We start from the raw sequence: 25,420 nt of genomic DNA, 5'->3' as shown, positions 1-25,420 counted from the left end.
TTGTTATACTGAGGAAAAGAATTTTGGGAGGACGTAGGATGGTTCAGATAGATTCCCTAAACATGCTGCAATACATCGACATGTTATTGAAGCATGGAAATTATACGAAAGCTGCAAAAGATTTGTATATCTCTCAGCCCTATCTCACTCAGACAATCAAAAAGGTCGAACAAGAGCTTGAAATTGAAATCATCAATAGACACATTACGCCTCTACAGCTAACCGAGGCTGGAAAAGTGTATTATCAATACTTAAATTCTTTAGAAACTGAGCAGGATCTTTTTCGGAAAAAAATCGCGAAGTATTCCTCACCAGACTCTTCGATACTTCGAGTAGGCATTCTATCCAGTCTAGGTACCTATGTATTGCCGTTATTTCTGTCAAACTACATGGAAAAGCATCCCGAAGTAAAAATAGAATTGCATGAAGCAATCCCCGAAGAAAATGAAGAAAAATTATTGAAGGAAGAGCTCGATGTATTGATTGGGCAAAATCCTGAAACAATCTCTCCAAATTTAACCGTTCATGTCAGCGGTAAACATGGGTACTATGCTATCATTCCTGAATCATCTGACCTTTTTCAAAAAGGCCGATTGTTTGTCTCCCCAGAGACCATTCCCATTAAAGCGCTGCTGAAAGAAACACTGGTTTTGACTTCCCGAGGGTCGGCCATACGAAGACAAATCGATTACCTGATACAAAAACACGCAATTCATTCAAAAATAGCATTGGAAAGCAACAACATCTTTACTGTTGTAGAATTAGCAAAACAGAATATGGGTGTCACTTTTGCTCCCGAAAGTGTGACTGTTCCTTCTACAAACCAATCCGCGTTCAATATTTATCCTCTTTCTTTAGACATCTTGTCCTTGGACTACTTTATTGCACATCCAGCCAATAAAACGTTGATACCAGCGGAGAAAGACTTCATTGAGGCTTTTCTTAAAGAAATGGAGCGTCATGTTCACAAAACTTAACCACTCAAACCGCTCTTTTTGGAACGTATGAACGGTCTTCGAAGTGACAAAAAAGAAACCGATCCTACTAAGGTCGGTTTCTTTCTTTTCCGCTTGTCACAGTGCTAAACGTCCTGCCATCCCTTAGACCTAGAGAGTAGCTCGTCTATGATAGTTGGGTAGGGGAGTTTTTTATTCTCTATTGCAATCGAAGAAGAATAAAACTTTTTAGGTACTGAAATCTGTATTATTATAGTACATAAAACTCACGGAAAAATACTGGATAGATATAAGCGATTTTTACGCTAAAAGACAACAGAAATAACCCATCCCGCAATCCGCATACTGCTGGCGAATTGTTGGATGGGCTTGCTTTTTTTATGCTTGAACAGTTCTTAACATTGATCCATATGTGTGTCCTTTAGTTTTTTAATAGCTTCTAAATCCAAAAGGCTGTATTCCACTATTTTTTCGACTGGTATCTGGTCTTTCAACATTTTCAACGTATTCTCCCGAGCTACTCGCTCCCATTTCAAGCGCGCTTCTTGCTGACCTTCTCTGTAACCTTTTTCTTCTGCCTCTATCAGCCTCGTTGATAGTTTGGCTTTGAAGCTTTCCTCTGCTTTATTAATTTCCATGATCATCGCCTTTTCTTCCTCATCGAGGATGCTTGAACAGTTCTTACCATTAATCCATATGCGTATCTTTTATTTTTTTAATAGCTTCCAAACTCAAGGAACTGTACTCGGATATTTTTTCGACCGGCATCTGGTCTTTCAACATTCTCACTACGTTCTCACGAGCCTCTTGTTCCAATTTCAAGCGCTCTTTTTTCTCGCCCTTTTCTTCTGCTTCGATCAGCCTCGTTGATAGCTTGGCATTGAAGCTTTCTTCTGCTTTATTGATTCTCATGATCATCGCTTTTTCCTCCTCATCGAGTTGGTAATAATCAATTTTTTCTTTTGCTTCTTTGATATAACTGGGGGCTTCTTGTCGGACCTCTCCTGTTTTTAAGAAATATTGCCAATGGTATGCTGGGTGATTTTTCTCAAGATGTTTATTTTTTAAACTTAGAAAACTTAGGATCAAGGGTTCTTTGCCCTTGAATCCGAGAAACGGCTGATACGTTTTTTCGTTTAGCAATCGAAAAATTTGCAGCGCCTCTTGTTCTTTATCAAATACGTGAAAATCCACGATATTGATCCCGTATGCTGGTCGCAGGGCTGAAAAATTATTGTCTTTAATAAACGCCTCGATTTCCTGATTGCCGAAGGAGGAGCGATACGCTTCCGTCAGATAAAAAATGGCGCGTTCCTGAAAGTAATGGTGCGGTTGTATTTGGCATTCGATCGTATAGTGACTGCCTTCTTCATCAACGGCTAGGATGTCTACTTCGGTCAATTTGATAGTCATTTTTTCAAAGGATTCTTTGTAGCTGTCGATGTGGTACGTTTTTTTGGGGGTCAGGGTCTTGAATTCTATCCCAAGCAAATCTTTGACAAAGTTTCTTAGGATGTAGTTGGAGTCTTCGGATGTCAGTAGCTTCTTGAACAACAGATCGTGGGTAGGTCTTAGTTGGAATGGCAACATAACTTTCACAGCCTTTCAAATTGTGTAGTGTCTATAATGAAAGGCTTTTATCGCCTTCATTATAGCATGGAGAAACGAATGTCATCTATCTTAAAATACGCAGAAGATTTCATTTTTACTTTTATAAGTCGACGTGCCCGCGTCCTCTTTCTCTATTTTTTGATAGAAAAAAAACAGCAAGTCCGTATCGACTTGCTGCCTTGCTTATTTCCATATTATTTTCTCCGTCCTTTAGCTCATTCATTGATCCACTTATTTATACAGGGAATTTTTCTACGCGTTAACTGCAGATCAATCCTTTAATCAAGAGTGTATTTTCGTTTAAAGGATTGAATCATAATAACTAGAAATCTTTTTTCGATCATATTCTAGTATCCAAGAATTATATTTTTGATAGATTTCTTTTTGCCTAACGAGATTATCTGACCATATATCACAGCCTCTATCATCATAGATATTAAGAAGTAAATTATCTTGAAAATTATAGAAAACTAACGGGGTTTTTATTCTAAGTTTTCCATGATCATAAAAATCTTGATAACAAAGACCATCAATTAATTTGGCTATTCTTAAATTCTCTTTTTTTGTTTCGATAACTAATACAGTTGTAGTACCAATACAATAATCTTTCCAAGAGTCAGTCGTAAAGCTATCAATTACTCTAAATTTATTTTTTTGTAAAAAACTGGCAATTCTAGTTTTTTTAGAATATTGGGAAACAAATAAAATAATTTGAACCGTTTCAGAGTCCTTAAAAACATCATTAAATAATGTCATTGCTCTATGTTTTGCATTTTCGATATTCTCAAACTGAGTTGAATGCGTACCATGAGCTAATTCTAAGCGAATGTTTTCTTTTAACGGATACGTATGGTGATAGTTTAAATAAATCTTTCTTATCTTTTTATTCAAGAAGGTACTCCTTTGATCATTTTAAATAATTGTATGATAGAAAACAAAAAAATTAAGAATAAGTTTTCCACTCTTATTTCTACCACAATGATGACGCAATTAATTACGTTGGTCAACCTCTTCCTTTAACTGACCATTTAGGACTTTTTGTTCCTACTATCCCGTTGCTATTTCTTGCCGTTCATATAATCATAGAGATTTTGCTCGTCTACGATAGCTGGGATCAAGTGGTTCTCATCATAGACAGTGACGTTTCGTTTTCCAATATAGGAAACGACCTGCGGCAAAAATTGGGTGAATCTTGCTGGGATGGCGAGCCTCTTCGTATCGCCTGTTGTATCGATCAGCTTGATGTAAAAGGCGTCGGGATGGGTGTCCATGGGACTCATCCTGAATTTTTTCGCATAGATCAACGTCATGCTTTGGATTTCTTTGTAGGGAATAAGCGCCTCGTTCGTATCCTTTTTCGCGAGAATACGCAGCGGCTTACCCATTTTCTTGAGATAGGTCTCGGGATAGTTGCACAGAAGGATTCCTTTGTTCGTGATGACCCAGTAGTCTTCGATCACGATTCCCATGATATTGAGTTCGCCTAAAAGAAAGAACGACCAAAACAGCCATGGCACTTGGTACAAAAATCCTGACAGCACGGTACAGAGCAGCAGCCAAATCACGCTGACCTTGAGAAAAAGAGACAGTGAGAACTTCCTCCCGAATATAAATGGTTTTCGAAAATATGAGCTTCCACGAATCAATTCATCTAACGAGATATTGTAGAGGTCACTCAACAACAACAGATTATCAATACTAGGTACATTGATCCCCGTTTCCCATTTGGAGATCGTTTGGTGCGACACATACATTTTTTCCGCGAGCTGTTCTTGGGTCAACTCATTTTTGATTCGGTGTTTTTTTAAGAGAGCTGAGATATCCATGTGTTCTTCGCCTACCTTTTCCGGTCTTCATGCTTTAAGTATAGCAAGTTTATCAAAAAAGTCCTGCACCTAAAACGTGCAAAGGCGGTGTAGAGGGGTTTTGGGGTAAAAACTGTCATTCATTGATCCCCCATGACGCAGCCTTCCTCCTGAAAAGATTCTCTTAACTAATAAAAAAAAGAAGCGACGAATCCGCTTCTTCCTAAACTGACAGTATTTTTATCAATGTTGCACGTGGCTAAGACTCATAATGCGTCCACGCTGAGTAAATATCTACCTGCTTCTCTTCTTCGTTTACCCTATAGACAACTCGGTGTTGCCTATTCAATCTTCTTGAATACCGGCCTTCACGTGTAGGTTTCAGCTTCTCAAATGACTGGGTAGGAAGATACGGATCTTCTTTCAATGTCTGAATGACCTTCTCGAACTGAGAAACTAAATTAGACTGTTTGATTTTTTTCAAGTCAGCTTTCGCGGAATTTTTGATCCGTACAGAATAGTTGCTCATTATAAGCTGTCCCAATCAATTTCATCAACATCTGTAAATCCGCTATCCTCTTTTTCACGCGTCCGAACAGTATCTAAAGTCCCAGTTTGCTCAAGAAATAGTGTTTCCTGGATTGCTCGCCAATCCTCTAGTCCAATCAGCACCGCATTGTTCTCGCTGCGGTCGCTAATGATCTCAATTTCGGTGTGGTTCTCATTCACTTCCTTCAGCAACTGATAGAAATTTTTTCGTGCCGAGCTAGGATTAAAGACGGTATTTGCCATATCTATCCCCCCTCTGGTTTATATCACTTATTATAGCGTACTTAATTAAGTACATCAATCACTCGGTTTTAATTAACGTAAAAATTGGTGTGTTTGAGCGATGTAAATATCTTGCTATAAATTTCTTGTAAAGGAAACTTAAAGGTACTTAAGGTACAAAAACTACTCCTTAGCTTCGAAGAAAGGGAGTAGTTTTTTGAACTATGAACGTATAGAGAAATTTACCCCGAATACTTTCATCAACTGATCGTATCTATTCAACACCTAGCACAAGTATGTTTTCTACTTTATAGAAATAGACAGATTTATTTTAGAATTTGGTCGTCTGGATAAGCATTATTAACAATATAATATTCTAAAATACCATACTTTTCTTGCAGCTTCGTTAGTCCCCTTACATCAGATAATCCTCCCCACTCAAATCTTACATATCCTAATTTAGATAAATTTTCCCAAGAATCATCAATAACAGTTCCACCTTCATTTCGGCTACTCTCATAAAGTACGTTTATTCCTTTCAAATTAACCAACTTTCCTATAGGGGATAAATCTTGGGCCATTAAATAAAAGAAATCAAGTGATTCTATCCATGTCATTTTGGAAATAGTCTCTAATTCTTGCTGATCAATATCAGTTAAAAATAAATATCTCAAGTTCTTCATTTCACTGATTAAAGAGAGGTTTAAATCTGTATATACCATTCTTATCCGATTTAAATTGTTCAGTTGCTTAAATCTGTTAAAATCTCCACCTTCTGAAAAGTGAACCTCATTACATTCAAAACTTTCTAATTCAGTCAAGTATTGAAGGCCTTCCCACTTAATTGGATACTTAAGTTCTGAATAATTTGAAAAGCTTAACTCTCTAACTTTCAACAACTCTTCCTCTGTAACTTCATCTGAGGTATTTTTAATTAACCTTTTTGCCACTTGATCGGCTAAAGAAGTATCCGGGAAAACATCCTTAATTTTTGCAGGAAAGACAGGAGTTGGTTCTACGTAGGCAATACCTTGAGATTTTATCGCTTGCAGCTTAGCAGAACCAATTCCCACAACCTTTTTACTTAACTCATCTACACTTGCAAAGGGGCGTTGATCGATAATCTTTTGGGCCAACGATGCACCGATGCCTTCTAAGTACTGTAACTCGTATTCAGACGCATAATTAATATAAATTTTCTCAGGAGTTGCAGCATAAGCCAATCCCTGTGCTTTAATGCCATTCAGCTTTGCATCTCCGATTCCGTTAACTTTTTTTAAATCATCAAGACTTGAATAAGGACGCGCCTCAATAATCTTTTTTGCTAAATTTTCGCCAACACCATCTAACTCCATTAACGAATAGTAATTCTGACAGTGATTAATATCAATCCGTGTATCTACTACTCCCGTCTCCTCTGCACTTGCCGTCTTAAACGGTACTAATGTACTAATCAAAATCACAACAAGCAACAATTTCCCAATATACTTTTTCATTTTTTTCTCCTTTTCTACTACCCGTTTCATACTTGTGCTAGGTACTAAATAGTTACACAACTTGATAGTTTCTTATTTCTCTATTTATCACTCCTCACTTTATTCTTTCTATAAAAAAAGAAACCGGTTATGACGATTCCGATTTCCTTTTTTTCATTTCATTATTTCTTACCCGCTCACCACATTGCTGAAGGCTTCGTTCTTTTGGATGCGGTCCAGCAGCTCGGAATTGATGCGATAGCCTTTTCCCCAGAGTGTGTGGATGGCTTTGTTTTTTAGGTTCGTGTGTTCGAATTTGCCTTTGATTCGCGTGACGGTGCTTGAGAGTGACGCGAGGTGGGAACGATTGACTTCTTCGTTCCAGATTTTATGGCAAATGGTCTCGCGGGTCACGATCTCTCCTCCGGCTTGCAGAAGGATGCTCAAGATCCGTGATTCTGTCTGGGACAGGTGATGCAGGGCTTCGAGGAATTGGTAGTTTTCCTCGGAGGTATTCGCCATGTTCTGCATGAGGTTCGGGCGGATGATCGAGACTCTATCGGATAGCTGGATCAGCTTTTTCTCGGTATCCGGGCATTCGTTGACTTCGAGGGGATGCGTCAGATTATAGAGACATTCTCTCAGCTCGTCGACGGAATCGCCGTTGGAGATGATGGCATGGAGAAGCGCGTCTTCCAGGTATTCATGGTCCTTCTCGGTCACGTTTTCTTCGACCTTGCGAATGACGTGGATGGCTTGATTTTTCAGCAGCGTGATCAGATTGGTTACTTCAAATTCACAGATGGTCTCGCTTAGGATCACGTATTGAAAATAGTTGAAGAAGTCTATGTCTTGTAATTGCTGGCTGCAGTTCTCAAAAACTCGCGCGGAACAAAACACTTCATAATTTAGGGCTTGCAGCTTTTTTTGAATGTCTTGTTCCCCTAAGATATTCCTGGTTAGAATCAAAACTTGGTTCATTGAAATCTCTCCTCGTTTAAAATTGATCGTCTGTCGCTTTAGACATAGGCTGTTCTTTGTCAGTCGATCAGCCGCCTGATCGTGGTCGTCTGTTTTATAGAAGGGTTCGCAGCGATAATGATTCACGGTGATACCTGAAGCACTATGTACAGCGGGAGAACAACGAAGCGTAGGTGCGCTTCGTCTTTCATGTCCTCACCAGTCGCCTACTGAAATTCTTTTCGTGAGATCACCGAGACCTTCGGATATTCGTAGCGTCCTTTGATCTCGTCTAGATCCGGCACATTGCTCTGGGCCAATTGATCGACACGGCTTTTCAGCTCTTCGTAGATGCTCATGATCGTCTGACGGGATTCGTCGACTTCACAGGAAATTTCTTTGGCGCGATCGTGGATCGTTTGCAGCTCGGCTTCGGAATCCTTCACGATCCGTTGGGCATCCAGCTTGGCTTTTTCCACCATGCGGTTCGCCTGTCTGCGGGCAGAGATCAAGACTTCTCCGATCTCGTGTTGTGAGTGGACAGCTTCTTGTTTTAATTCTTCGTTTTCGTTTTGCAGGAGTGAAAGCTGGTTTTGCAATTTCGCAATCAATTCGTTTTCTGCAACGGTGTCTTGGTGTTTTTGTTCTTCCACGACTTGACGCAAGAGCTCTTCCTTCTCAAGAATCTGCTGGTCCTTTTCGGAGATCAATTGATCCAATTGAACGACCAAGGCTTCTTTTTCGTGAAGATCATTGGCGATATTATTGAGCTGGCGTTCGTACTGTTGAAGCTCGTCGTGGTGCTGCAATTCCAAATCTTTTTGTCCCATATTGACTTCTTGGAGCTGCTGCTGCGCTTCTCTCAGCTCGTTTTCGACTGCTTGATACTTGTCGATGGCTTCTTTGAGTCCAGCAATTTCTTCTTCTGCTTGCTCTAGCTGCTCTTTCAAATAGCCTGTTTCTTTGTTGTCCTGCAGCCGTTGGATTTCTTGGCGGTTGCGGCGGACTTCAGCTTCCAGGTCTTGGACTTGGCGGCGGTTCTCCGCTTTTTCTTCTCCTGTACGCAAGAGGGCTTGTTTGTATTTTTCATTTTCTTTGGTCAGACGCTGTTTCTCAAGAACGTTGTCTGTCCGTATCTGCTCCAGCAGGTCGTCTTTTTCTGCAAGGGCTTGTCTTAACTCTGTGACTTCATCGACAGGTGCCTTTGTCGGCGCGACTTCCGTTGGTTTGATCGGCGGGCGGGACTCGCTGATCATGACCTCTTCTTCGGGTACGGAGTTGATTTCATCGATGATGTTTTTGTTAAAAAACCAGCCATTCTTCTTTTGTTGTGCAGTCATAATTGGGCTCCTTCTTTCCTTATTCGTATTAAGCGATTAATTTTACTATCGTAAAAATTAGTTTGATTCTCATGCCGTATATCCTTCTACTAATCCCGCTAAATCATGAAGTAGAACGGACATCCTTATTCGTATTAAGCGATTACTTTTACTATCGTAAAAATTAGTTTGATTCTCATGCCGCATATCCTTCTACTAATCCCGCTAAAGCGTGAAGTAGAACTGACATCCTTACTTACTCTTCTTCTTGGATCAATTGAAAGTCTTCGTCTGGGTTCTCACGGGAGAATGTACAGCTATACGTTTTTTTCTTTTCTTTGTCATTCATCAGATTCATCTGGAAGGTGATCTGCGTCAGCTTCGATACGTCCTTTGCTTCTTTGGCGAAGGCTTTGATGTTGTCTTTGATCTGTTGTCGGTTCTCTTCGCTGCCGGAATCTCCTGCCAAGACGATGTTCAGTGTCTGGGTCGGGATATCCAGGACGATCAAGGTCGTCGACAGTCCGAAGTATGGGCTGACTTTCGTCGACAGGTCGCTCTCGATCTCGTATTGCTTCTCTCGGTTTTCTTCTGAGAAGAGCGCCTCCCACGGGTAGTCCTTCAACCCGATCCCGCCTTTTGGATAGGCCTTGATCGGCAGCTTGGTGATGATTTGTTTTTGTTCCTTTTTCAAGGTATAGAGTTCATCTTTTAGCTGATTGGTTCGTTCGGTCACCACGTGCAGCTGATCCTCCATCTGAAACAGACCGTACGTCGTTAGCAGCAGGCCCATCGCCAAGAAGATCGATAGAAACAGGAGCGCAGATACGTGCTTTTCTTGTTCTGCTTGCTTCACATATTCTAGCTTGCGCTGGAAGGACAGCGGCGTGTTCGGCGGTAAGCGCAGCCGCTGCAATTGCACCTTGATGAACATTCGTCGAAACCAAACGATTAAGATTAAGATGACTAGCGCGACGCTAATCCAATTAATGATCAAAATAGTTTTATCCCCTTTTCTTCGACCTTATTCAGACGTACGATCGGTTAGTTTCGTAGGTGATCTAAATAACTTGTCATCTTTTTATTTTGGCGCTCTTTTTTTATTTCGTTTAACAGCGAACCGTTGGACAAGGCTTCCACCTTGAATTCCAGATCGTCGTAGATCGAGAGCACGCTTTTTCTTGATTCTGCGACTTCGATCAGGATCTTCTTCGCTCGATTGCTGATGTTTTCTAATTCCAATTCCGCCGAGCTGATCATGTGCTGCGCTTCGATCTGGGCTTCTTCAACGGTACGATTGGCCTGCTTCTTCGCGGAAATCAAGACTTCCCCAATCTCTTGCTGAGACTGGATCACTTCCTGCTTGAGCTGCTCGTTTTGTTCTGTCAGTTCGTCGACATGTCGCTTCGCTTGGATCAGCTCGAGGCTTTCTTCAGACGCTTTTTCTTCCTTCAATCGGCTGAGTTCTGTCTGGGCATCCGCGAGACGGTTGGCGAGGCGATCCTTTTCTGCTTCGAGTTCTTCTAGGACGCTCGTCTTCTCCTCCAGCTTCGCGATTTCTTCGTGCGCATCGAACAAGGCACTGTTGAGGGCTTCTTTTTCAGCAGCGAAGGCCTCTGTCTGTTCCGTTGATTCTTCTAATTCTTCTATGTCCTTCATTTGTCCTTGTTCCGCTGCATCCATCTGTGATTCCTCCAATATTGTTTTCTCTTCGAGCGCGTCGTGTTCGCGTTCGAGTGTTGGGGTGTCGCTGTCCTGCCGTACTTGTTGCTGCTTGAGCTGCTTTTCTAGTTGCTGGATCGTCGTCTGGTAGTTCTGACTCTCTGCCTTCAGCGCTGAAATTGCCTCTCTTAGCTGCGGCGTGTCGGCCAGTTCATTTTCCTTTTCCTCTAGCCATTCCATCAGGGTCTCGTTCTCTGTCTGAAGTTCGTTGACCTTGGCTTCGTTCTTCTGATGGATCGCATGGAGCTGCTGGTAGTCTTTTTCTAGTTCTGCGTATTCGTGTTTCAATTGGTCAAACCGTTCACGGTATTCCTGTTGCTGCGTGTCGGCGCTTGTTTGCTGTTCGGCTAGCTGCTCTTGATACGTTTGGTTCTCCTCAAGGGCGAGCTGATGCGCTTCTTGTAGTTCCGTGAGCTGCTGGTTGACCGCCTCTAATTCCTGATTTACGGCTTCGTTTTGATTTTTTTCTTCTATTAAAGAGGTGAGTGTTTCCTGCTTTTCTGCTAATTGACTTTGGAGTCCGTCGTTTTCTTCTTTGGCCTCTCTCAGCTTGACTTCCCAATGGTCGTCGCGATCCTTCAAGGCATCCTCGATGATCCCCCGCTCGACCTCCAGCTTTTCCTGGAGAGCGGCATTTTCCACCGCCAGCTCCTGGACCTGCGCCTCTGCTTCTTTTTTGAAGGAAGCGAGTTCGGCTTGGACCTGTCGGAGTGTCTCCCCTTGCTGGGTCGGCGCCTTCTCTACTGGGTCTTCTTCTGGCTTCACGTGTGGACTGCCGGTCGTTCCAGATGGTGCCAGCGGAACCTCCTTCACTGCCTGATCAGAGGGTTCCTGTGGTAAAAAGAGGTCGTCCTCCAGCTCAAACACCTCGTGCTCCTGCGGTGTCTCGTTATACAGTTCTTCCGCGTTCAGCTCTTCTTCGGTGATATCATTGATGAATTCCTTCAACGCTTGTGTTGAGAGCCATTTTCTTTTCTTCTGTTTATTCTCTGCCATTAGCCTTTCCCACCATCATTCTTTAGATTCTGCTCGGAGACGTTCTGTTTATTGAAGCCTTCATCGCCGGTGTCCCGCGAATAGTTCACGTTGTAGACGACTTTCTTTGCTTTGCCTGCGGAGGTGATCATTCGTACCTGGATCTGTGTCAATTCAGGAACTGCTTCCGCTTCCTTCGCAAAGGCGTCGATGTTTTTCTTGATCGTTTCCTGACTGCTTTGATCTTCTGCTTGTCCTTCTAAATGGACCGCCAGTGTCTTCGGCAGCGCCAGTGACAGCGCGGTGTCTGAAGTCCCGAAGTACTGGAACAGCTTCTGAGACAGATCTGCCTCCACCTGCTCCTGCAAGCCGGAATCCTTGTTCGCGACGGTCAGCTTGTCCCATTCGTAGTCGGTCAAGCCGATCCCTTTTTCTGGATACGTCTTCAAGGGAATGCTGCGGGCGAGCTGGGTTTGCTTCTCTTCCAGCTCTCCGATCCGCGTCTGCATCGCGAGGTCCTGCTGCTGCAACTGCTGGTACTCCGTCGCCAGATAGGCCACTGTGGCGAGGACGAGGAGCAGTGCGATCCCTGTTGCCAGGCTGCTGAAAAACAGGTAGCGAATGTCCTTTCCCCGCTCGATTTTTCGTAAATAATGCACCTTCCTGCGAAACAGGGCGGTTTGATCCGGTTCCTGCTGGATCACGGCGAAGCGCCGCTCCAATAGCAGGCGGTTGATTGTTAAAATAATGGCTGTGAGCACGAAAGCCCCGCTGACTGCTGCTAGTATGAACATTCGATTTCCCTTTCTAACGAGAGATTCGCCCGTCACTTTCTGCTTGATTCTTGATCAGTGACGGTAAATGGAATTGGACCCTGCCCTCAATTTCTTCTTTACGGACAAACCCAAACGTCCGGCTGTCCTTGGAGACGTCGATGTGGTCGCCGGTGGTAAAATACAAGCCCTTCGGAATCTTGTTCAGGTCTTGGAATTCTTCCGCCACTGCTGGCGACAACTGAAACGTATAGGTCGTCTCGAAATCCCCATGCTCTCCGATGTTCAAGACCATCCGATCGTTGCGGATGAACATCGTGTCGCCAGGCATCCCGATCACTCGTTTGACGAATTTCCCCGATTCTCCTTTGACGGAAAAGGCGATCACGTCGTAGCGGTGGATCGGGTCTCGTTTCTTCACCAGGACCATGTCTTTTTCCGTCAAGGTCGGACTCATGGAGGTGCCGGAGATGGGATGAAAGCTGTATTCTCTGCGCACCAGTTGTCCTGAGAGAAACAGGACGACTAGGACCAGAAGCGTCAAGATCGTTAGGATCAGGCTTTTCCCGATCGAACGTTGCGGTGGGCTTTCGCCCTTTTTCAATTGACGTGAACGAACAGTTGCCATAAGTTACAGTGCTCCTTTTATCTTTTACTTACCCTTATTTCGCTTTGATATAGGCGACTTGATCCGATGCGGCTAAGGCATTGTCGATCACCCGATAGGAGATCACCGTGCCGCCGTAGACATTGCCTTCAGAGATCAAGATGCCCTCTGGTCGGACCGCCTCCACAAAAGCGACGTGTCCGTAGCGGGGATCAGACCCTGCCACGCCTGGCTTGAAGGAGATCAGCCAACCGACTTTTGGCTTCTGACTAACTTGGTAGCCTAGCGCCTTGCCTTTGGCTGCCCATTGTCCGCCGTTGCCCATGTAGTCATCGACGGATTTGCCTAATTGCTTGACCCGATTGAAGGCGTACCACGTGCATTGTCCGACTGGATAGGAGCCGGAGCTGTTGTAATTCACGCCGTTGAAATCGGGGTATTTCATCTTACTGCGGTATTCGACGGGGATCTCATTCTTTCCTTTGATAAAGATGCCTGAATTCCCATCCGCTTTCGGCTGATCGTACTTCGTCAGATGGTACAGGGCTATGATAGAGTTCAGCTTCTTGCCATACGTGGTATCCGTCGCATACGTTCCAGTTAAGGCGTTCGTTGTCCGCAAATAATTCTTGGCGGTGGAGCGCCAGGTTTGTTTGTAATAGGCATCGTTGCCTGAAATACCGCCCCGTAATAATTTCACGTAATCTCCCAATGAGGCCGCGAAGTTCGGGTACTTGCGAAAGGCGGAGTTGATGGAATACAGCTCGCCATTCCCGCGGTCTTCTTGGGTCGCCATGGAGACGGACTGTCCTTGATAGGTTCCTTTGATTCCAAACAAATTATGATTCGGTGACAAGGACAAGGTGCTGGTGCCTGAGCCGCTCTCGATCAAGGCTTGGGCGATCATCACCGAAGCGAAGACGTCGTAGTCTTGCCCCAGCTTTTGCGCGTCTTCTCCGACTTTCTCGATGAAGGCTTTGGCACTGTCGTTCTCCGTGAAATTCATGGAGGCCGGGTATTCCTTCAAGACCTCCTTGCCGTACTCGGTCAAGGTCGTTTTCGGCATTTCTTGGACCGACAGCTCGTCTTCAAGGTCCAACGACGCGATGACGACTTGACGCTGCGTGTCCTTTTTATCTTTTTTGTCCTTCGTTTCGGTTTCTGAAGCATCCGCAGTCGCTTTTTTTTCTTCGTCTTCTTCGATTTCCACATCCTCGACGGTCAGATAATAGTCGTCGCCGATAGCGATGCCTAAGAGGACGTTTTTGTCTTTTTTCTTTTGGTAGATCAGACTGCCGACGGGAATCTCTTCTGGCAGTTTTTCTATTTTTTCAAATACGTTTAAATCGAATAAGTGCTGATAAAGGTCGGTCGTAAATTGTTCGGTCGTATACGACTCTGCTTGTTCCGCGCCGAGCTGCTTGATCCCTTCGTAGATCACGGCCGCGTGGTTTTTGTCTTTGAAGCTGTTGAGCAACGGCAATTCAAAACCCTTCAAATCAGATTGTGCCACTCCCGCTGTTTTCAACTCACTTGGCAAATTCACATTGCTGGTCGGATCAAAGGCTTCCGGTGCGGTCGGTACCGCGAAAGCATTTGATTGGACGCTGGCCGAATTCGGTGTTGCGGGTGCTGCCGCGGCCGGTGTACTTGGTACGACCGGTGTTGGTGCTGGCACGGCTGGCGGTGTCGGCGCTGCTTGACTTGGACTGTTGGACGGTTCAGTCGGCGTCGCACTTGGCGGCACGCTGCTTGGTTCGGACCAGCTTGGCTGCGTCGTACTTGGCTTTGTCGTACTCGTTACAGTGCTGCTTGGCGTAGTTGAGCTCGGTTTTGTACTGCTGGAGCTCGACGGTCTCGTCGTGCTGGCGGTACTGCTTGATGAAGAAGCCGTTGCGCTCGTACTCTCAGAGGACGGGGTCGAGCTGCTTGGCGAAGCCGTTGATTCGGTCGACGCCGATGCTTCCTCTCCCGTGGAGGATTCCGTCACTGGGATCTCTGGTTCGATGACAGATTCTTCCGGCACGATCTCTTCGGGGACAGGACGTTGACTGCTTTCTTGGACAGCGACTCTAGGTTCCATCGTCCCTGTTTCTACTATTAAAGAAGTGTCTGTCGTAAGCTCGCCTGCCTTCAATGCGCCGCTGCGCAAACCCGCGAGCCCGCCCAGGAAGACAAGGATGCCACACGCACCCACGATGATTTTTTTCATGACTTTGGTCCTTTCTTAGATAAAACTAAAAAATAGAATCGGCAACAGGAAGAGTAAGAAGAGCGGAACGACGGTCTGCATCGGATCGGAAATGATCTTCGCAGCGAGGTTCATGCTCACTCGCTCCGGTTCGGAGACGGGGTCGTTTTTTAGGATCGTGCCGTCGATTTTTTTATCCTCTTGCTTGATCTTCAATTGCTTCAATTGTGCAGGCGTCGCTTCATTCAAGGGGTGCACACTCTTGAGACTTCCTTGAACAAGACGGCGATAAATCGTTCCGATATCGCCTTCACAACGTAAGAGCGTCAGTTTGGCGATCCCGTTTTTCGGCTCCTTTTCCACATAGGAGACCTCCGTCTCTTCAATGATCTTGTTCAAAGAAACCTCATAGACATACACATTTTTGAAATCTGTCGCATAGATCAATTGCCCCTTTTTCAGGTCTTCGATCCGATGCAGCAGCACATCTTTGTCAAAAATATTGTGGGCCAGCAGGACATAATTCCCCCGCCCGAGCTGCTGGTCGGCACGATACGTCGCCGCCCCCGTCAGGAGATTCTCATTCGCCATGCCGGCGAGGATCGGCAGATCGATGGACACGTCCGGGATGACGACCTTGCCGATCCCCCAGTTGTTGGTGGTGTTCTGGACCACCGACTTCGCCTTGGCATAGTCAGAGATCTTGACGCTGGCGATTTGTTTCTCTTCGTAATTGGCCCCGTCGATCTTGTCGGGATTGTACGCATTCAGCTCTTGTTTCGCCCCGACATTGACCGCGGCCGCCGCAGGTTCGTCCTCCATGTGAAGGTACCCGTAGATTGCGGTGATCATGACCGCCATCATACTGACGAACAGGAGGATGAAGAGGGTCTTCGTCACAAAGAACAAACGCTTCAGGTGCTTCCGTGCTTTAGCTGCGACGATCGGATCATCGGAGCGGAAGCGTTTGATGAAGCGACGGTACAGTGCCATCAATAGGAAGAAGATCGCGACGTTGATCCCTAGTGTGGTCAGTACGATGTTTTGATAGCTCCAGGTATTGCGTTTCTTGACCTTCCGCTGGACTGCGGCTTTGTAGCTGACCCGATGACCGGTGACTAAGAGCCGGAAGGTGTTGATCCCCGGCGGTGTACAGGTCAAGAGAGTCACTTTGTCTTTGCCTTTGTAGATCTTGACTTTGTCGACATCGCTGGGCAGGATCTCTTCAAAGGAATCGATCTCATACGCCAAGCGTTTACCTAAAATATTGATAAAAAACAAATCGCCTTCTTTTAGATTACGGATATCCGTAAACAGGACTTGATTTTTGACCCCGCTGTGTCCAGTAATGACCGCGTGGGTATTTTTTCCTCCAATGGGGATCGAGGTGGGCTCAAAATGCCCCAACCCTTTTTCCAGCGTTTTAAAGGAGGTGCCGTGAAAAAAAGGCATTTGTTTGATATCAATCGCAGGAATGTCTACGGTACCCATGACATCGCCCTGCTTCATGACCTTGTTATAGACGATCGGCTCGCCCTTCGGCTGGCCTTCTTGCTTGTTGAAAATGAACTGATTATAGGACTTCGCTAAAGCCCATTGTGCATTTTTCTCTTTTTTCGACATTTTCGCCATCGTGTCATCGTATTGAGACACCGCCTGGCTGCGTTCACGATTAGCTAAGTAATTCCCTGCGATCGGATAGAGCAGTGTTAAAATACCGCCGACGATCATGACAATAGCGAAGATCTTCAAAAAGGAATGCTTCCGTTTTGGTTTGTCGGTCTTTTTTATCTTCGGTGATTTCTTCATGACAGGTCCTTCTTTCCAATAGGGATTCACAATTTGAAAGAAAGAATCAGGGATACGAACACTTACGCATCCTAGATTCTTTCTTCATGGTGATGCATCGAGTCAATTTCTTTAAAAAACATCCTTCTTGCGATGAATGCTGATCATCCCAAAACCGCCCATGGCGACGATCATCGCTAAGATCCATAACAGTACTTGGGCTGTCCCGATGTTCCCGCTGGTTTGCGGCAGCTTCTTGATCTCGCCCTTTTCGTTGACTTCCACCGGGATTGGCTTGCCATCCGGTCCTTTCGTGATAGGCAATTTCGGTTTCTCGCCTAACACACTAGATTTCGGATAGATGTAGACTTCCGTCCGCGGCTCGCCTGTCTGTTGAGGGAAAGGCAACTCAACGATGACTGGCTCCATCACGTCCTTCAACTGCGCGTGCTCCTTCTCCACGATCTGATACATCCCCTGCACCAAGTCGCCGGCGTGTGCCAGTCCCTGTGCATCGGTGGTGATCGTCGTCTGGAACGCGCCGTCCCCTTGAACCGGTTCAAAGCCCTGCGCCCCTTGGATCGGGGTCACCCGCGTGATTTCATAAGACATCCCCGGCAAAGGGTCTAGCGCCTTGCCGTCCGCGTCTTTCACTTGGTCAGCCTTTGTCCCGTCAAGCGGCAATGAATCCGCGATCTTCGCAAAGTCTTCGATCTTGTACTTTTGAATATAGATACTGTAGCCAGAAGCTTCCGGCACGTTCTCAGTCTCCGCTTCGGCATGAGCCGAGACCACACCGCCTACACTCAAGGAGAAAGCAAACAAGCAGAACAACAAACGACGTACTCTTTTCATGTTATCTTCCTCCTTTTGTTTTTGTCGGTCGAAATTGCAGGAACACTCCGATCATCCCAATGACGCACAACGTTGCCGATGCAATCAGTACGATCCGCGCCGCCTTGGTGCTGCCAGTGAATGGGAGTTTGGTTTGCGCACTGTCTCCAACGTGAACGACAGCGACATAGTTGAATGTCGGTACGTTTACGTGGATCGGTTTTTTGATCAGCTCAAAGCCAGCAGGTGCTTTCGTTTCCACGATCGTGTAATCACCTGGCGGCAGTCCAACGAACTCCAGCCAACCTTTACTATCTGTCACTTGATGATCGATCTTATCGGCTGGATCAGGATCGTCGCTTTTACCTTTGTAAATATCAAATTCCGCTCCTGCCAAGGCACGCGTATAGGTGGTATCCTCGATCTCTTCATCACTCAGATGACCATCGCCATCTTTATCGAAAACAGTCCCCTCTTCATATTTAAAGAGTTTGATCTTCGATAAGCGGGTCAGACCAGCGTTGACGTCTGGGATGTGGAACACCTTATCCGTCCCCGTCAGCAGAGTCGGTAAATCACTCAATATCGGCTGCTTATAGAACGGTGTGCCATCAGATTTCTTCTCAGGCGTTCTAAATGGCGAGGCCGGATCAGCCTTGGAATTCAGGGTCATATCACTGCCAACCAATTGCTTCGTGACGATCACGACCTTCTTGGTGACGACAATGTCGCCAACGATGAATTCCGCGATGTACTCCCCTTCAGGAAGGTTCTTGAACTCATATTTCCCTTTGTCCGCGCCACTTGCCTTAGTCTTGATCAATGAATTCCCCGAACCATCGATAAAGGCTTCACCCGTCAAGCTTTGTCTCACCAATTGTTTTTTGTATCCGGTATTTTCTTGGCTCGTACGGTAAAGCTTCACAGGGATATCCCCCACAGGATCTTCAGGTGTGCCATCTTTTTTCGTTCCGATCAAACCATCGTAATCATCGTCATACCAGACAAAACCAGTCAGGTCGCGTCCATAAACGGTCGTTTCTACTACATTACTTTTGACCGGTAAATCTAAATGACTATTGAAACTAACACGATTTCGGAAAATTTCTCCTGCTTTCGGATTTATTGGAGAAATGGTAATTTCAAATTCTAATTCTTCATCAACTTCCATTTTAGCTTTCTCAACGATGAAAATTTTAGAAAAATTAATGGGAATCACTGACCCCCCAGGTGTATAAGTGGACCATCCGCTAGTACTCACATCGTTCGGATCAAGTTTTTCCATGCCACTCGTCCCAGTACTTTTATGATAGACTTTTCCACTACCTTTAATGAATTTAAAGCCAGTGACCTTGTAAAGTATCCCGGAAGGTAAAGTTGAACCATACTCATCTCCGTTGTAAGGGAGAACATCCATGACCTTGACATTAGCTAATGTATCAGAACTATTATTTGTCAACTTGATGGTGTACTTAATATCGGTAGATAACGATGGATTTCCCGCATCCTTATCCCCTACTTCGATATAATCAGGGACAACCGATTTTTCGAGTGAGATTTGTTGGATTTGGTAAAGCTGGACTTTTCCAGATGATGATCGTATATCAATAGGAGAGTCATCTTTCTCGGAAGGTTTCCCTCTAACATAAATTTCACCCACTGTCTTAGTTTCTACTTCAGTGAATGAGGAGTCTTTAAATGTCAAATTCGCTACATCCGCAGTTGTTTCAAAAGTAATCTCAGGAATATCTTTGCTAGGATTCACTTTATCAATCACCCAAGTAATCGTATGACTCCCATCAGGATTTTTTACTGGGGCACTTTCTGACAAAATTAATCCACTGGAAGTACCCGATAATACACTCGAACCACTCACATAGTTTAGCCCTTTAGGTATTGTTGTCTTCAACGTAACAGTATGGTCAAAATTTCCACCGCTAACATTTCCAGTAACTTTCCATGTCACAGGTTTATTGGTTTTATAAACTTCCTTTTCGGCTTTCGTAGTTGTAGTGATTCCCACACCTTTAATCCAGAAAGAATCTCCAAAAGACCCTTGAGTAGAAGCATCAGAGGTAATTAGTGTACTACCTGTCCTGCCTCTATGACTTGTTATTACTGTTCCATTAGCATCAAATTGAGTTGGCTCATACACTGTTCCAATGGGAGGCATGACTGGTTTATAAGTATCCACTGTTCCATCAGTAAACACGTTATTACGAAAAGTATTAAACAATCCAATATTTCGCCCACCACTTCCATCTGAGTCACTTTTCACAGGACCTGTAGCGATCACTGGTACGCAAACACTAAAGAAAAACCTTCGATCAACAACAGTTCTTTTGGAATAAATTTTCATTGCTGATATTTCTTTGCCCGTTGCAACCGCTGCTTCTTGTGTCGCATACCACGTGTATTGGTTATCTATCGCGGTTTGACTCAGCGAAGACCGATCAGGTGCTGGATTCGCGGTTTTCTTTATACCATAGTAATAATCAATCGGAGAGGTTTCTCTGTTTAAAAATACTTTTCTGCTAGTATCAAATTTTGCAGAGTTTGCATTCCATCTGCCGTAGGCAACCACCTCTTTGGATCTGTATGTTTTCCCATTAGTACCCTTTGGATATATTTCATCGTTAAACCGAATTGCTAAATCCATTTTCTGACCTTTAGTAACTGCACCTCTACCTGAAGCATTCCAAACGGTATCACTCCCATAAATATCTTTACCTTGATCAACACCATCATTGGGATGGCACCATACCATGTGCTGAGAAAGGGAGCCCGGAGATGAGCTAACATTTAATGTTACTTTTCCCTCACCTGCATGATGCTCAGATTCGTATTGCAAATCAGAAACAGTTACTTCACTAAAGTAATATTTAGGAGCTTGCGTCATTTTTGCAAAATAACGATTGCTCCATTCTACGAGAAGAGAAACCGAAGCAAAGAATTTTTGGTTCTTATCAACAGCATCGCCTCTCATGTTGTACGTATAAGGATTCCAAATAGGTTCATAATCTGTAATTTCTACCGTTTTATCTAACGTTGAATTAAGAGTAATATCTCCAGTATCATAAACTCCTATTTTAGATTTATCAGAAACAGTAGGAACTTTATGATAGACACTGCCCGTTTTACCAAAAGGGACATCAGTTGCTAAAACATTTTCATTGATTTTCAATGTTCTAGAAGCTCCTGTATGTTTTGACCATTTCCAAGCAGAAGCTGTATTATCCATTGTTCCTGAAGTACCAGCAATAATTTGAATTGGCCAGCCGCCATTATCACTATTCTCACTACTAGCCAATCCAACATTCGTTTCTGCTGCCTCACTGGCTGAGCTCAACTTAGAGTAGTTTCTTGGCGTGCTAAGTGTAAAACTTACTTTTCCAACCGGAAAAGTCGATCCTCGAAAGTCATCTGCTGCTCTACCTGGTAAAGTTTTTAGTCTAAGGCCAACCCCTAAACCAGCCACTTGCCAATTGGTTCTATTAGCAGAGGACCAAGTTCCTCCAGAAATTGTATCTCCAAATTGGGCAGTGTCCCCTCTTTCCAAAGTTGTTGTTAAGGATGCTTTTGCTGATACTTTCTTTTCTGGAACTTTGAGAGCACCATCAAAATTTGTCTCATCATAAACTTTGTTTATTGGGTCAACGCTACCAGTCTTGTCATTTTTTGCGCTGACAATCGTGATTTTTAGTTTAGGATTTATCTTGGTATTGTGTTGTGCACCATAGACATTGACAAAAACAGGCAATAGAATTTGACCATTTGACTTAATTGTTGATTCAACAAATCCATTCTCTGTTTTTGTTCCATCCCCCTCAGTTTTTAATGTCGTATCTTCATCTGTAACAATGCCAAAATTATTACGATTTTTTCCAGAAGTATCAAATCCAAAAGCGTTAGGTAGTTCCATATCTACTCGATATTTAATATCTGAATAAGTAACCCCTGGATCACTGCCTTCTATAGAAAAGGATAATATGTAGATACTTGAATCAAATGTACGTACCCATTCATTCGTATCGTTCTTATCATATCCAGGATGTGTTCCACCATCTTTAGAACCATCGAAATCTTCAGTACCAGAACGCACTTTCAATTTTGCATTGGTTACATTAACAGATGGTGTTGCCTTTGTTCCCTTTTTCTTAGAAGCCGTTTCTTCTAAAGGCAATTCAATTGGCTTGAAAGACTCCGCTTTTGAATATTTCCGTTCTTCAAGTTCCTCAAGTGTTTCATCACCTTTTAAAGGTTCTGGCTTCTCAACCTCTTCTTCAGCAGACTCTTCAGCTTTTTCCTCTTCCTTGCTCTCAGATTCTGCCGTTGGTTCCTCTACTTTAGGTAAAGCAAAATTAAATAGTTTTTGCTTATTCTTTGCTTCAACATTTTCAACTTCAACAGATACTTCATCGCTTGATTTTTCTCTAGCAAAAATCATCGTTTCCGATTGATCTTTTAACAACTTGAGATATAGCTTTGATTTATTTGCTTCAGTATCAATTACACGAATAAGTTCATTACGCGACTTATCCTTGTCTGTTTTTCCATCTTTTAAATCAGTAAGTTCCTTTTCCAAATCAAAATCAGATGAAGTTACCTCTCGAATTGGAAGCTCTTTTGAACTTGAGCTGGCTGATGATATTCCCAACTTTTCGTTTTGTGGCAATTGATACAGTTGGTTCTTTATGGCAGTCAGCTTTAACTTCACTTCTGTATCCGAAATACTAATCTCTTTTCCGGTAATGTCTTCATCGCCCTTTTGAACAGTCAATTGGGAGGAAGAATCATCCGCCCGTAATGAAATCATATTAGGTATTGCGTAAACAATACCTAATATGAATACGATAGGAAGAAGAATGGCGACCAATTGCTTTATTTTGATTTGCTTTCGCATTGTCTGCCCTTCCTTTCTATTCCCGAATTATACTGCGCGGCGTTTTTTATCAATGGCGATCGCTGCAGTACCAATTGTGATTGAACCAATTGCGATGATTACTAGTAACATCGTGCCAGTACCACCGGTGAATGGTAGGTCTGTTTTCGATTTGTTTTCTACCGTAATTTCTGGTCCAGCGTTATCATGTGTGTATAGATCTACTGTTACTTCTTGAGGAGTTTTCAACAATTCGTAACCTGCAGGTGATTTAGTTTCTACAATCCAGTATTTTTTATGAATGTATTTACCATCACCAGGATCAGTTTTTGGCCAAGTTGCTTCAGATGGATCATCTGGATCTTGTTCTCCATCACTAGGTTTTGCTCCAGCAGGATTATCAGTAAACCAATCTAATTTCAATCCATCAAATTTTGCATTTCCTGATGCGTCTGATTTAGAAGTTAAATAAGAAACGCCAGTAGGAAGGGCTGGTGTAGAAGTGCCGTCATCATTCAATGTATAAGGTTTACCATCGGAAGCCAAGAATTTCTTCGCTTTCGCATCAGCTTCAGTCAATGCAATATGGAACTCTGCATCTGACAAATCAACACCACTGTCATCTACTTTTTTAATGTTAAATCCACCTGTATAATATTCAGGTATGTTACTTGTTGGCGTGATTGGTTTTTGTCCAGGAATCAAGTAGCTTACATCGTATTTGTTCTTGATTTCACCATTGAAATCATTTTTTACAGTTGTCTTGTAAACAACACGAATATGGGTTGAGTTATCATCCGTTACTTTCTTCATACCTGATGTCGCGTTGTCTTTTGTCAAACTAACGGTCACTTTCTTAGGGTCGCCTTTAGTCATATTAGTGACTGGATGTGCTGCAACACTGGTTCCATTTAAATCAACGGTATAATGCGTCCCAATAGTTAAGTTACTCCACGTTGTTCCATCTGATGAAGTTTGGACTACAATATCTTCAAGCAAAAGATCTGTATTCAAATCATCGATAACTTTGAAGTGGTCTGCATATAAATCATAAGGAAATGGTCCTGTGATATCTAAATCGCCAATTGGTGCGCCACTAGCATCGTGCATATTTGTAATTGTTTTCGGTTCAGTAATGACACTATGCAAACCGTCAGGGAGTTTAGTCGTTGCTTCCCATTGGAATTTCTCTCCAGCTTTGATAGAGTAACCATCCCCGCCGTTAACCGTTTTCTTTAACTCAGTATCCGTTACGATATTTTTCGGATGAACGTGTACATCATAGATCAATTCACCACTTGAAATATATTTATCCGGATCAGAAGGATCCTTTTCACGCTTTGTTTGTGGTAAATAAGCAAAGAATGGATTCATTGGTGTAGAGATTTCTTTTTTATACTTGCCACTAATTGGATCAAGTTCCGCTCCGATTGCTGTTGAAGGTACCGTATAATCAAATATCCCTGTATCTGGATTCGGAATTTCTCGAATCAAATAGATACCATCTGCTAATTTATGCTCTTTACCCGTAGTTCCATCGAGATTAAGAATGTCACTAGCATCGAAAGTTAACTTTCCGGTTGCATCTGTCTTACCAGTTGTTGTCGGGAAACTAGTATCCACAGTATAATCCGTACCAGCTACTTGCTTCAGAGGGTCTTTTAACGGTGCGCCACCAGTAATGGCTTTAACCCGAATAATTTCAAAATGAACATCTTCCATCACTGTTTTGCCAGCTAATTCTGGTGCAGTACCTGCTAACTCAAAACCATCCCCACGTTCGCCTAACTCTGCGGCACTCTTGATTTCATATTTCCATAATGTAATTGTGCGGGGGGTTGTATTGTCAGAAGTTGGATTTTTACTGATTGTTTGTGCTGCATGTGCTACATTTTCTGAACTCCCTAAACTCATCGCACCCACTGCTGTTCCACTGACCATAGTCAGCACACCCAAAGTCATTGCTACTTTACTTATCCATTTTCTTTTATTCTTCATAATAAACTCCTTTTCTTTTTCTTTGTCTTTACTCCTTAATTAGTTAAAATAAATAAGTGAAAAGAGGTTGCCGCCATTTCTCAATTATTTATTTTTCCAATACAGCATCTGAGTCATTTGATTCTCTTTTTTGTATTGGCGACTAATAGAAAACTAGTATGTCCGTCCTTCGATAAACATACCTCCTTTCAAAACATGAATAAGTTAATTTCTTTAGTTAAAATACTTAGTTTTAAGCGGAAATCTACCATAATTTCTTCTTAGTCTTATAAAAAACTAGAAAAACGTTCAAACCCTAATGGTGTAAAGGGTTTGAACGTTTTTTGACGACGAATGACGGCTGATAAAATGAACGCTTCATTTTTACAGTAATAAAACGACCTTTATTTAATCAAACAAATAAGCAATAAAAATAAGCGTTCATAGAAAGCGCTTACTTTAAAAATAAAAAAAGAACAGCCGAAAATTCGATTATTTTTTTAAAAAATAATTTTTAGTTCGTTAACTGATTAATTTATCCAGCTTATTGATCACTAAGCAGCGCTGTTCCAGCATAGCATCCACATAAGTATCCAGCGTCATTTGAGTAGATGCGTGACCTAAAAGTGCGCTGACTGACGGAATGTCTCTATTTGCCTCCAAACACCGCGTCGCAAAGGTGTGTCTTAACTGATGAAAATGCACGTTTGCCAATTCTGCTTTTTCTCGAATGCGATGGAAATGGTGTGTAAGCAAACGTGGTTCACATGGTAG

The 25,420-nt window shown here is 43.3% G+C and carries 20 protein-coding genes; 1 reads left to right on the top strand and 19 read right to left on the bottom strand.

Translation table 11 applies throughout. The annotated features are described in order from the left end of the window. Nucleotides 1-38 precede the first annotated feature (38 nt). Nucleotides 39-977 (top strand): LysR family transcriptional regulator, encoded by a 939-nt coding sequence (locus tag A5868_RS03065; protein ID WP_086306197.1) that lies wholly within the window; start codon nt 39-41, stop codon nt 975-977. 374 nt (nt 978-1,351) lie between these two features. Here the strand turns inward: A5868_RS03065 and A5868_RS03060 are convergent, their stop codons facing one another. The 19 genes from A5868_RS03060 to A5868_RS02970 form a co-directional block, all read right to left on the bottom strand. Next, on the bottom strand, nt 1,352-1,600 hold the full coding sequence (locus tag A5868_RS03060) for a hypothetical protein (protein WP_086306196.1): 249 nt from the start codon (nt 1,598-1,600) through the stop codon (nt 1,352-1,354). 43 nt (nt 1,601-1,643) lie between these two features. Beyond that, the gene (locus tag A5868_RS03055) at nt 1,644-2,546 is read right to left on the bottom strand and encodes an Rpn family recombination-promoting nuclease/putative transposase (protein ID WP_086306195.1); all 903 of its coding nucleotides are present in this window, start codon (nt 2,544-2,546) and stop codon (nt 1,644-1,646) included. 321 nt (nt 2,547-2,867) lie between these two features. Further along, nucleotides 2,868-3,458, bottom strand: a complete 591-nt coding sequence (locus A5868_RS03050) for a DUF3885 domain-containing protein (protein ID WP_086306194.1) — start codon at nt 3,456-3,458, stop codon at nt 2,868-2,870. Nucleotides 3,459-3,625: 167 nt separating this feature from the next. Next, complete coding sequence (locus tag A5868_RS03045) at nt 3,626-4,393, bottom strand: helix-turn-helix domain-containing protein (RefSeq protein WP_086306193.1); 768 nt, start codon at nt 4,391-4,393, stop codon at nt 3,626-3,628. A gap of 238 nt (nt 4,394-4,631) precedes the next feature. Beyond that, complete coding sequence (locus A5868_RS03040) at nt 4,632-4,901, bottom strand: Txe/YoeB family addiction module toxin (RefSeq protein WP_086306192.1); 270 nt, start codon at nt 4,899-4,901, stop codon at nt 4,632-4,634. Beyond that, on the bottom strand, nt 4,901-5,164 hold the full coding sequence (locus A5868_RS03035; protein WP_086306191.1) for a type II toxin-antitoxin system Phd/YefM family antitoxin: 264 nt from the start codon (nt 5,162-5,164) through the stop codon (nt 4,901-4,903). The genes A5868_RS03040 and A5868_RS03035 overlap by 1 nt, the downstream gene beginning before the upstream one ends. A 305-nt stretch (nt 5,165-5,469) precedes the next feature. Next, nucleotides 5,470-6,639 carry a ComEA family DNA-binding protein gene (locus A5868_RS18755; protein ID WP_176281400.1) on the bottom strand — a complete coding sequence of 390 codons (1,170 nt, stop codon included), beginning with the start codon at nt 6,637-6,639 and terminating at the stop codon, nt 5,470-5,472. Between the two features lie 168 nt (nt 6,640-6,807). Beyond that, nucleotides 6,808-7,725 carry a helix-turn-helix domain-containing protein gene (locus A5868_RS03025; RefSeq protein WP_254908398.1) on the bottom strand — a complete coding sequence of 306 codons (918 nt, stop codon included), beginning with the start codon at nt 7,723-7,725 and terminating at the stop codon, nt 6,808-6,810. An 80-nt stretch (nt 7,726-7,805) separates the two neighbouring features. After that, a complete protein-coding gene (locus tag A5868_RS03020; protein ID WP_086306189.1) occupies nt 7,806-8,918 on the bottom strand; it encodes a hypothetical protein in 1,113 nt (370 codons plus the stop codon). Between the two features lie 235 nt (nt 8,919-9,153). Then, nucleotides 9,154-9,894, bottom strand: coding sequence for a hypothetical protein (locus A5868_RS03015; RefSeq protein ID WP_254908397.1), 741 nt, complete (start codon nt 9,892-9,894; stop codon nt 9,154-9,156). A gap of 47 nt (nt 9,895-9,941) precedes the next feature. Then, complete coding sequence (locus tag A5868_RS03010; protein ID WP_086306187.1) at nt 9,942-11,615, bottom strand: hypothetical protein; 1,674 nt, start codon at nt 11,613-11,615, stop codon at nt 9,942-9,944. After that, a complete protein-coding gene (locus tag A5868_RS03005) occupies nt 11,615-12,424 on the bottom strand; it encodes a hypothetical protein (protein WP_139843635.1) in 810 nt (269 codons plus the stop codon). The genes A5868_RS03010 and A5868_RS03005 overlap by 1 nt, the downstream gene beginning before the upstream one ends. Continuing rightward, entirely contained in the window at nt 12,402-12,995 is a 594-nt protein-coding gene (gene lepB, locus A5868_RS03000) for a signal peptidase I (RefSeq protein ID WP_086306185.1), read from the bottom strand. The genes A5868_RS03005 and lepB overlap by 23 nt, the downstream gene beginning before the upstream one ends. A 34-nt stretch (nt 12,996-13,029) precedes the next feature. Beyond that, nucleotides 13,030-15,186 (bottom strand): glucosaminidase domain-containing protein, encoded by a 2,157-nt coding sequence (locus tag A5868_RS02995; RefSeq protein ID WP_086306184.1) that lies wholly within the window; start codon nt 15,184-15,186, stop codon nt 13,030-13,032. A 15-nt stretch (nt 15,187-15,201) separates the two neighbouring features. Further along, entirely contained in the window at nt 15,202-16,974 is a 1,773-nt protein-coding gene (locus A5868_RS02990) for a sortase family protein (RefSeq protein ID WP_176281399.1), read from the bottom strand. A 111-nt stretch (nt 16,975-17,085) separates the two neighbouring features. Then, a complete protein-coding gene (locus A5868_RS02985; protein WP_086306183.1) occupies nt 17,086-17,808 on the bottom strand; it encodes a pilin N-terminal domain-containing protein in 723 nt (240 codons plus the stop codon). A 1-nt stretch (nt 17,809) separates the two neighbouring features. Beyond that, entirely contained in the window at nt 17,810-22,690 is a 4,881-nt protein-coding gene (locus A5868_RS02980) for a SpaA isopeptide-forming pilin-related protein (protein WP_086306182.1), read from the bottom strand. A gap of 27 nt (nt 22,691-22,717) precedes the next feature. Beyond that, nucleotides 22,718-24,667 (bottom strand): SpaH/EbpB family LPXTG-anchored major pilin, encoded by a 1,950-nt coding sequence (locus A5868_RS02975; protein ID WP_086306181.1) that lies wholly within the window; start codon nt 24,665-24,667, stop codon nt 22,718-22,720. Nucleotides 24,668-25,168: 501 nt separating this feature from the next. After that, the coding region (locus A5868_RS02970; protein WP_176374144.1) for a tyrosine-type recombinase/integrase at nt 25,169-25,420 on the bottom strand (252 nt) is incomplete at its 5' end.

Source organism: Enterococcus sp. 12F9_DIV0723 (assembly GCF_002174375.1).
In the GTDB taxonomy this organism is placed as follows: Bacteria; Bacillota; Bacilli; order Lactobacillales; family Enterococcaceae; genus Enterococcus_A; species Enterococcus_A gilvus.
Note: the sequence above shows the minus strand (reverse complement) of the source record. Positions and strands in the feature narration are given on the sequence as shown.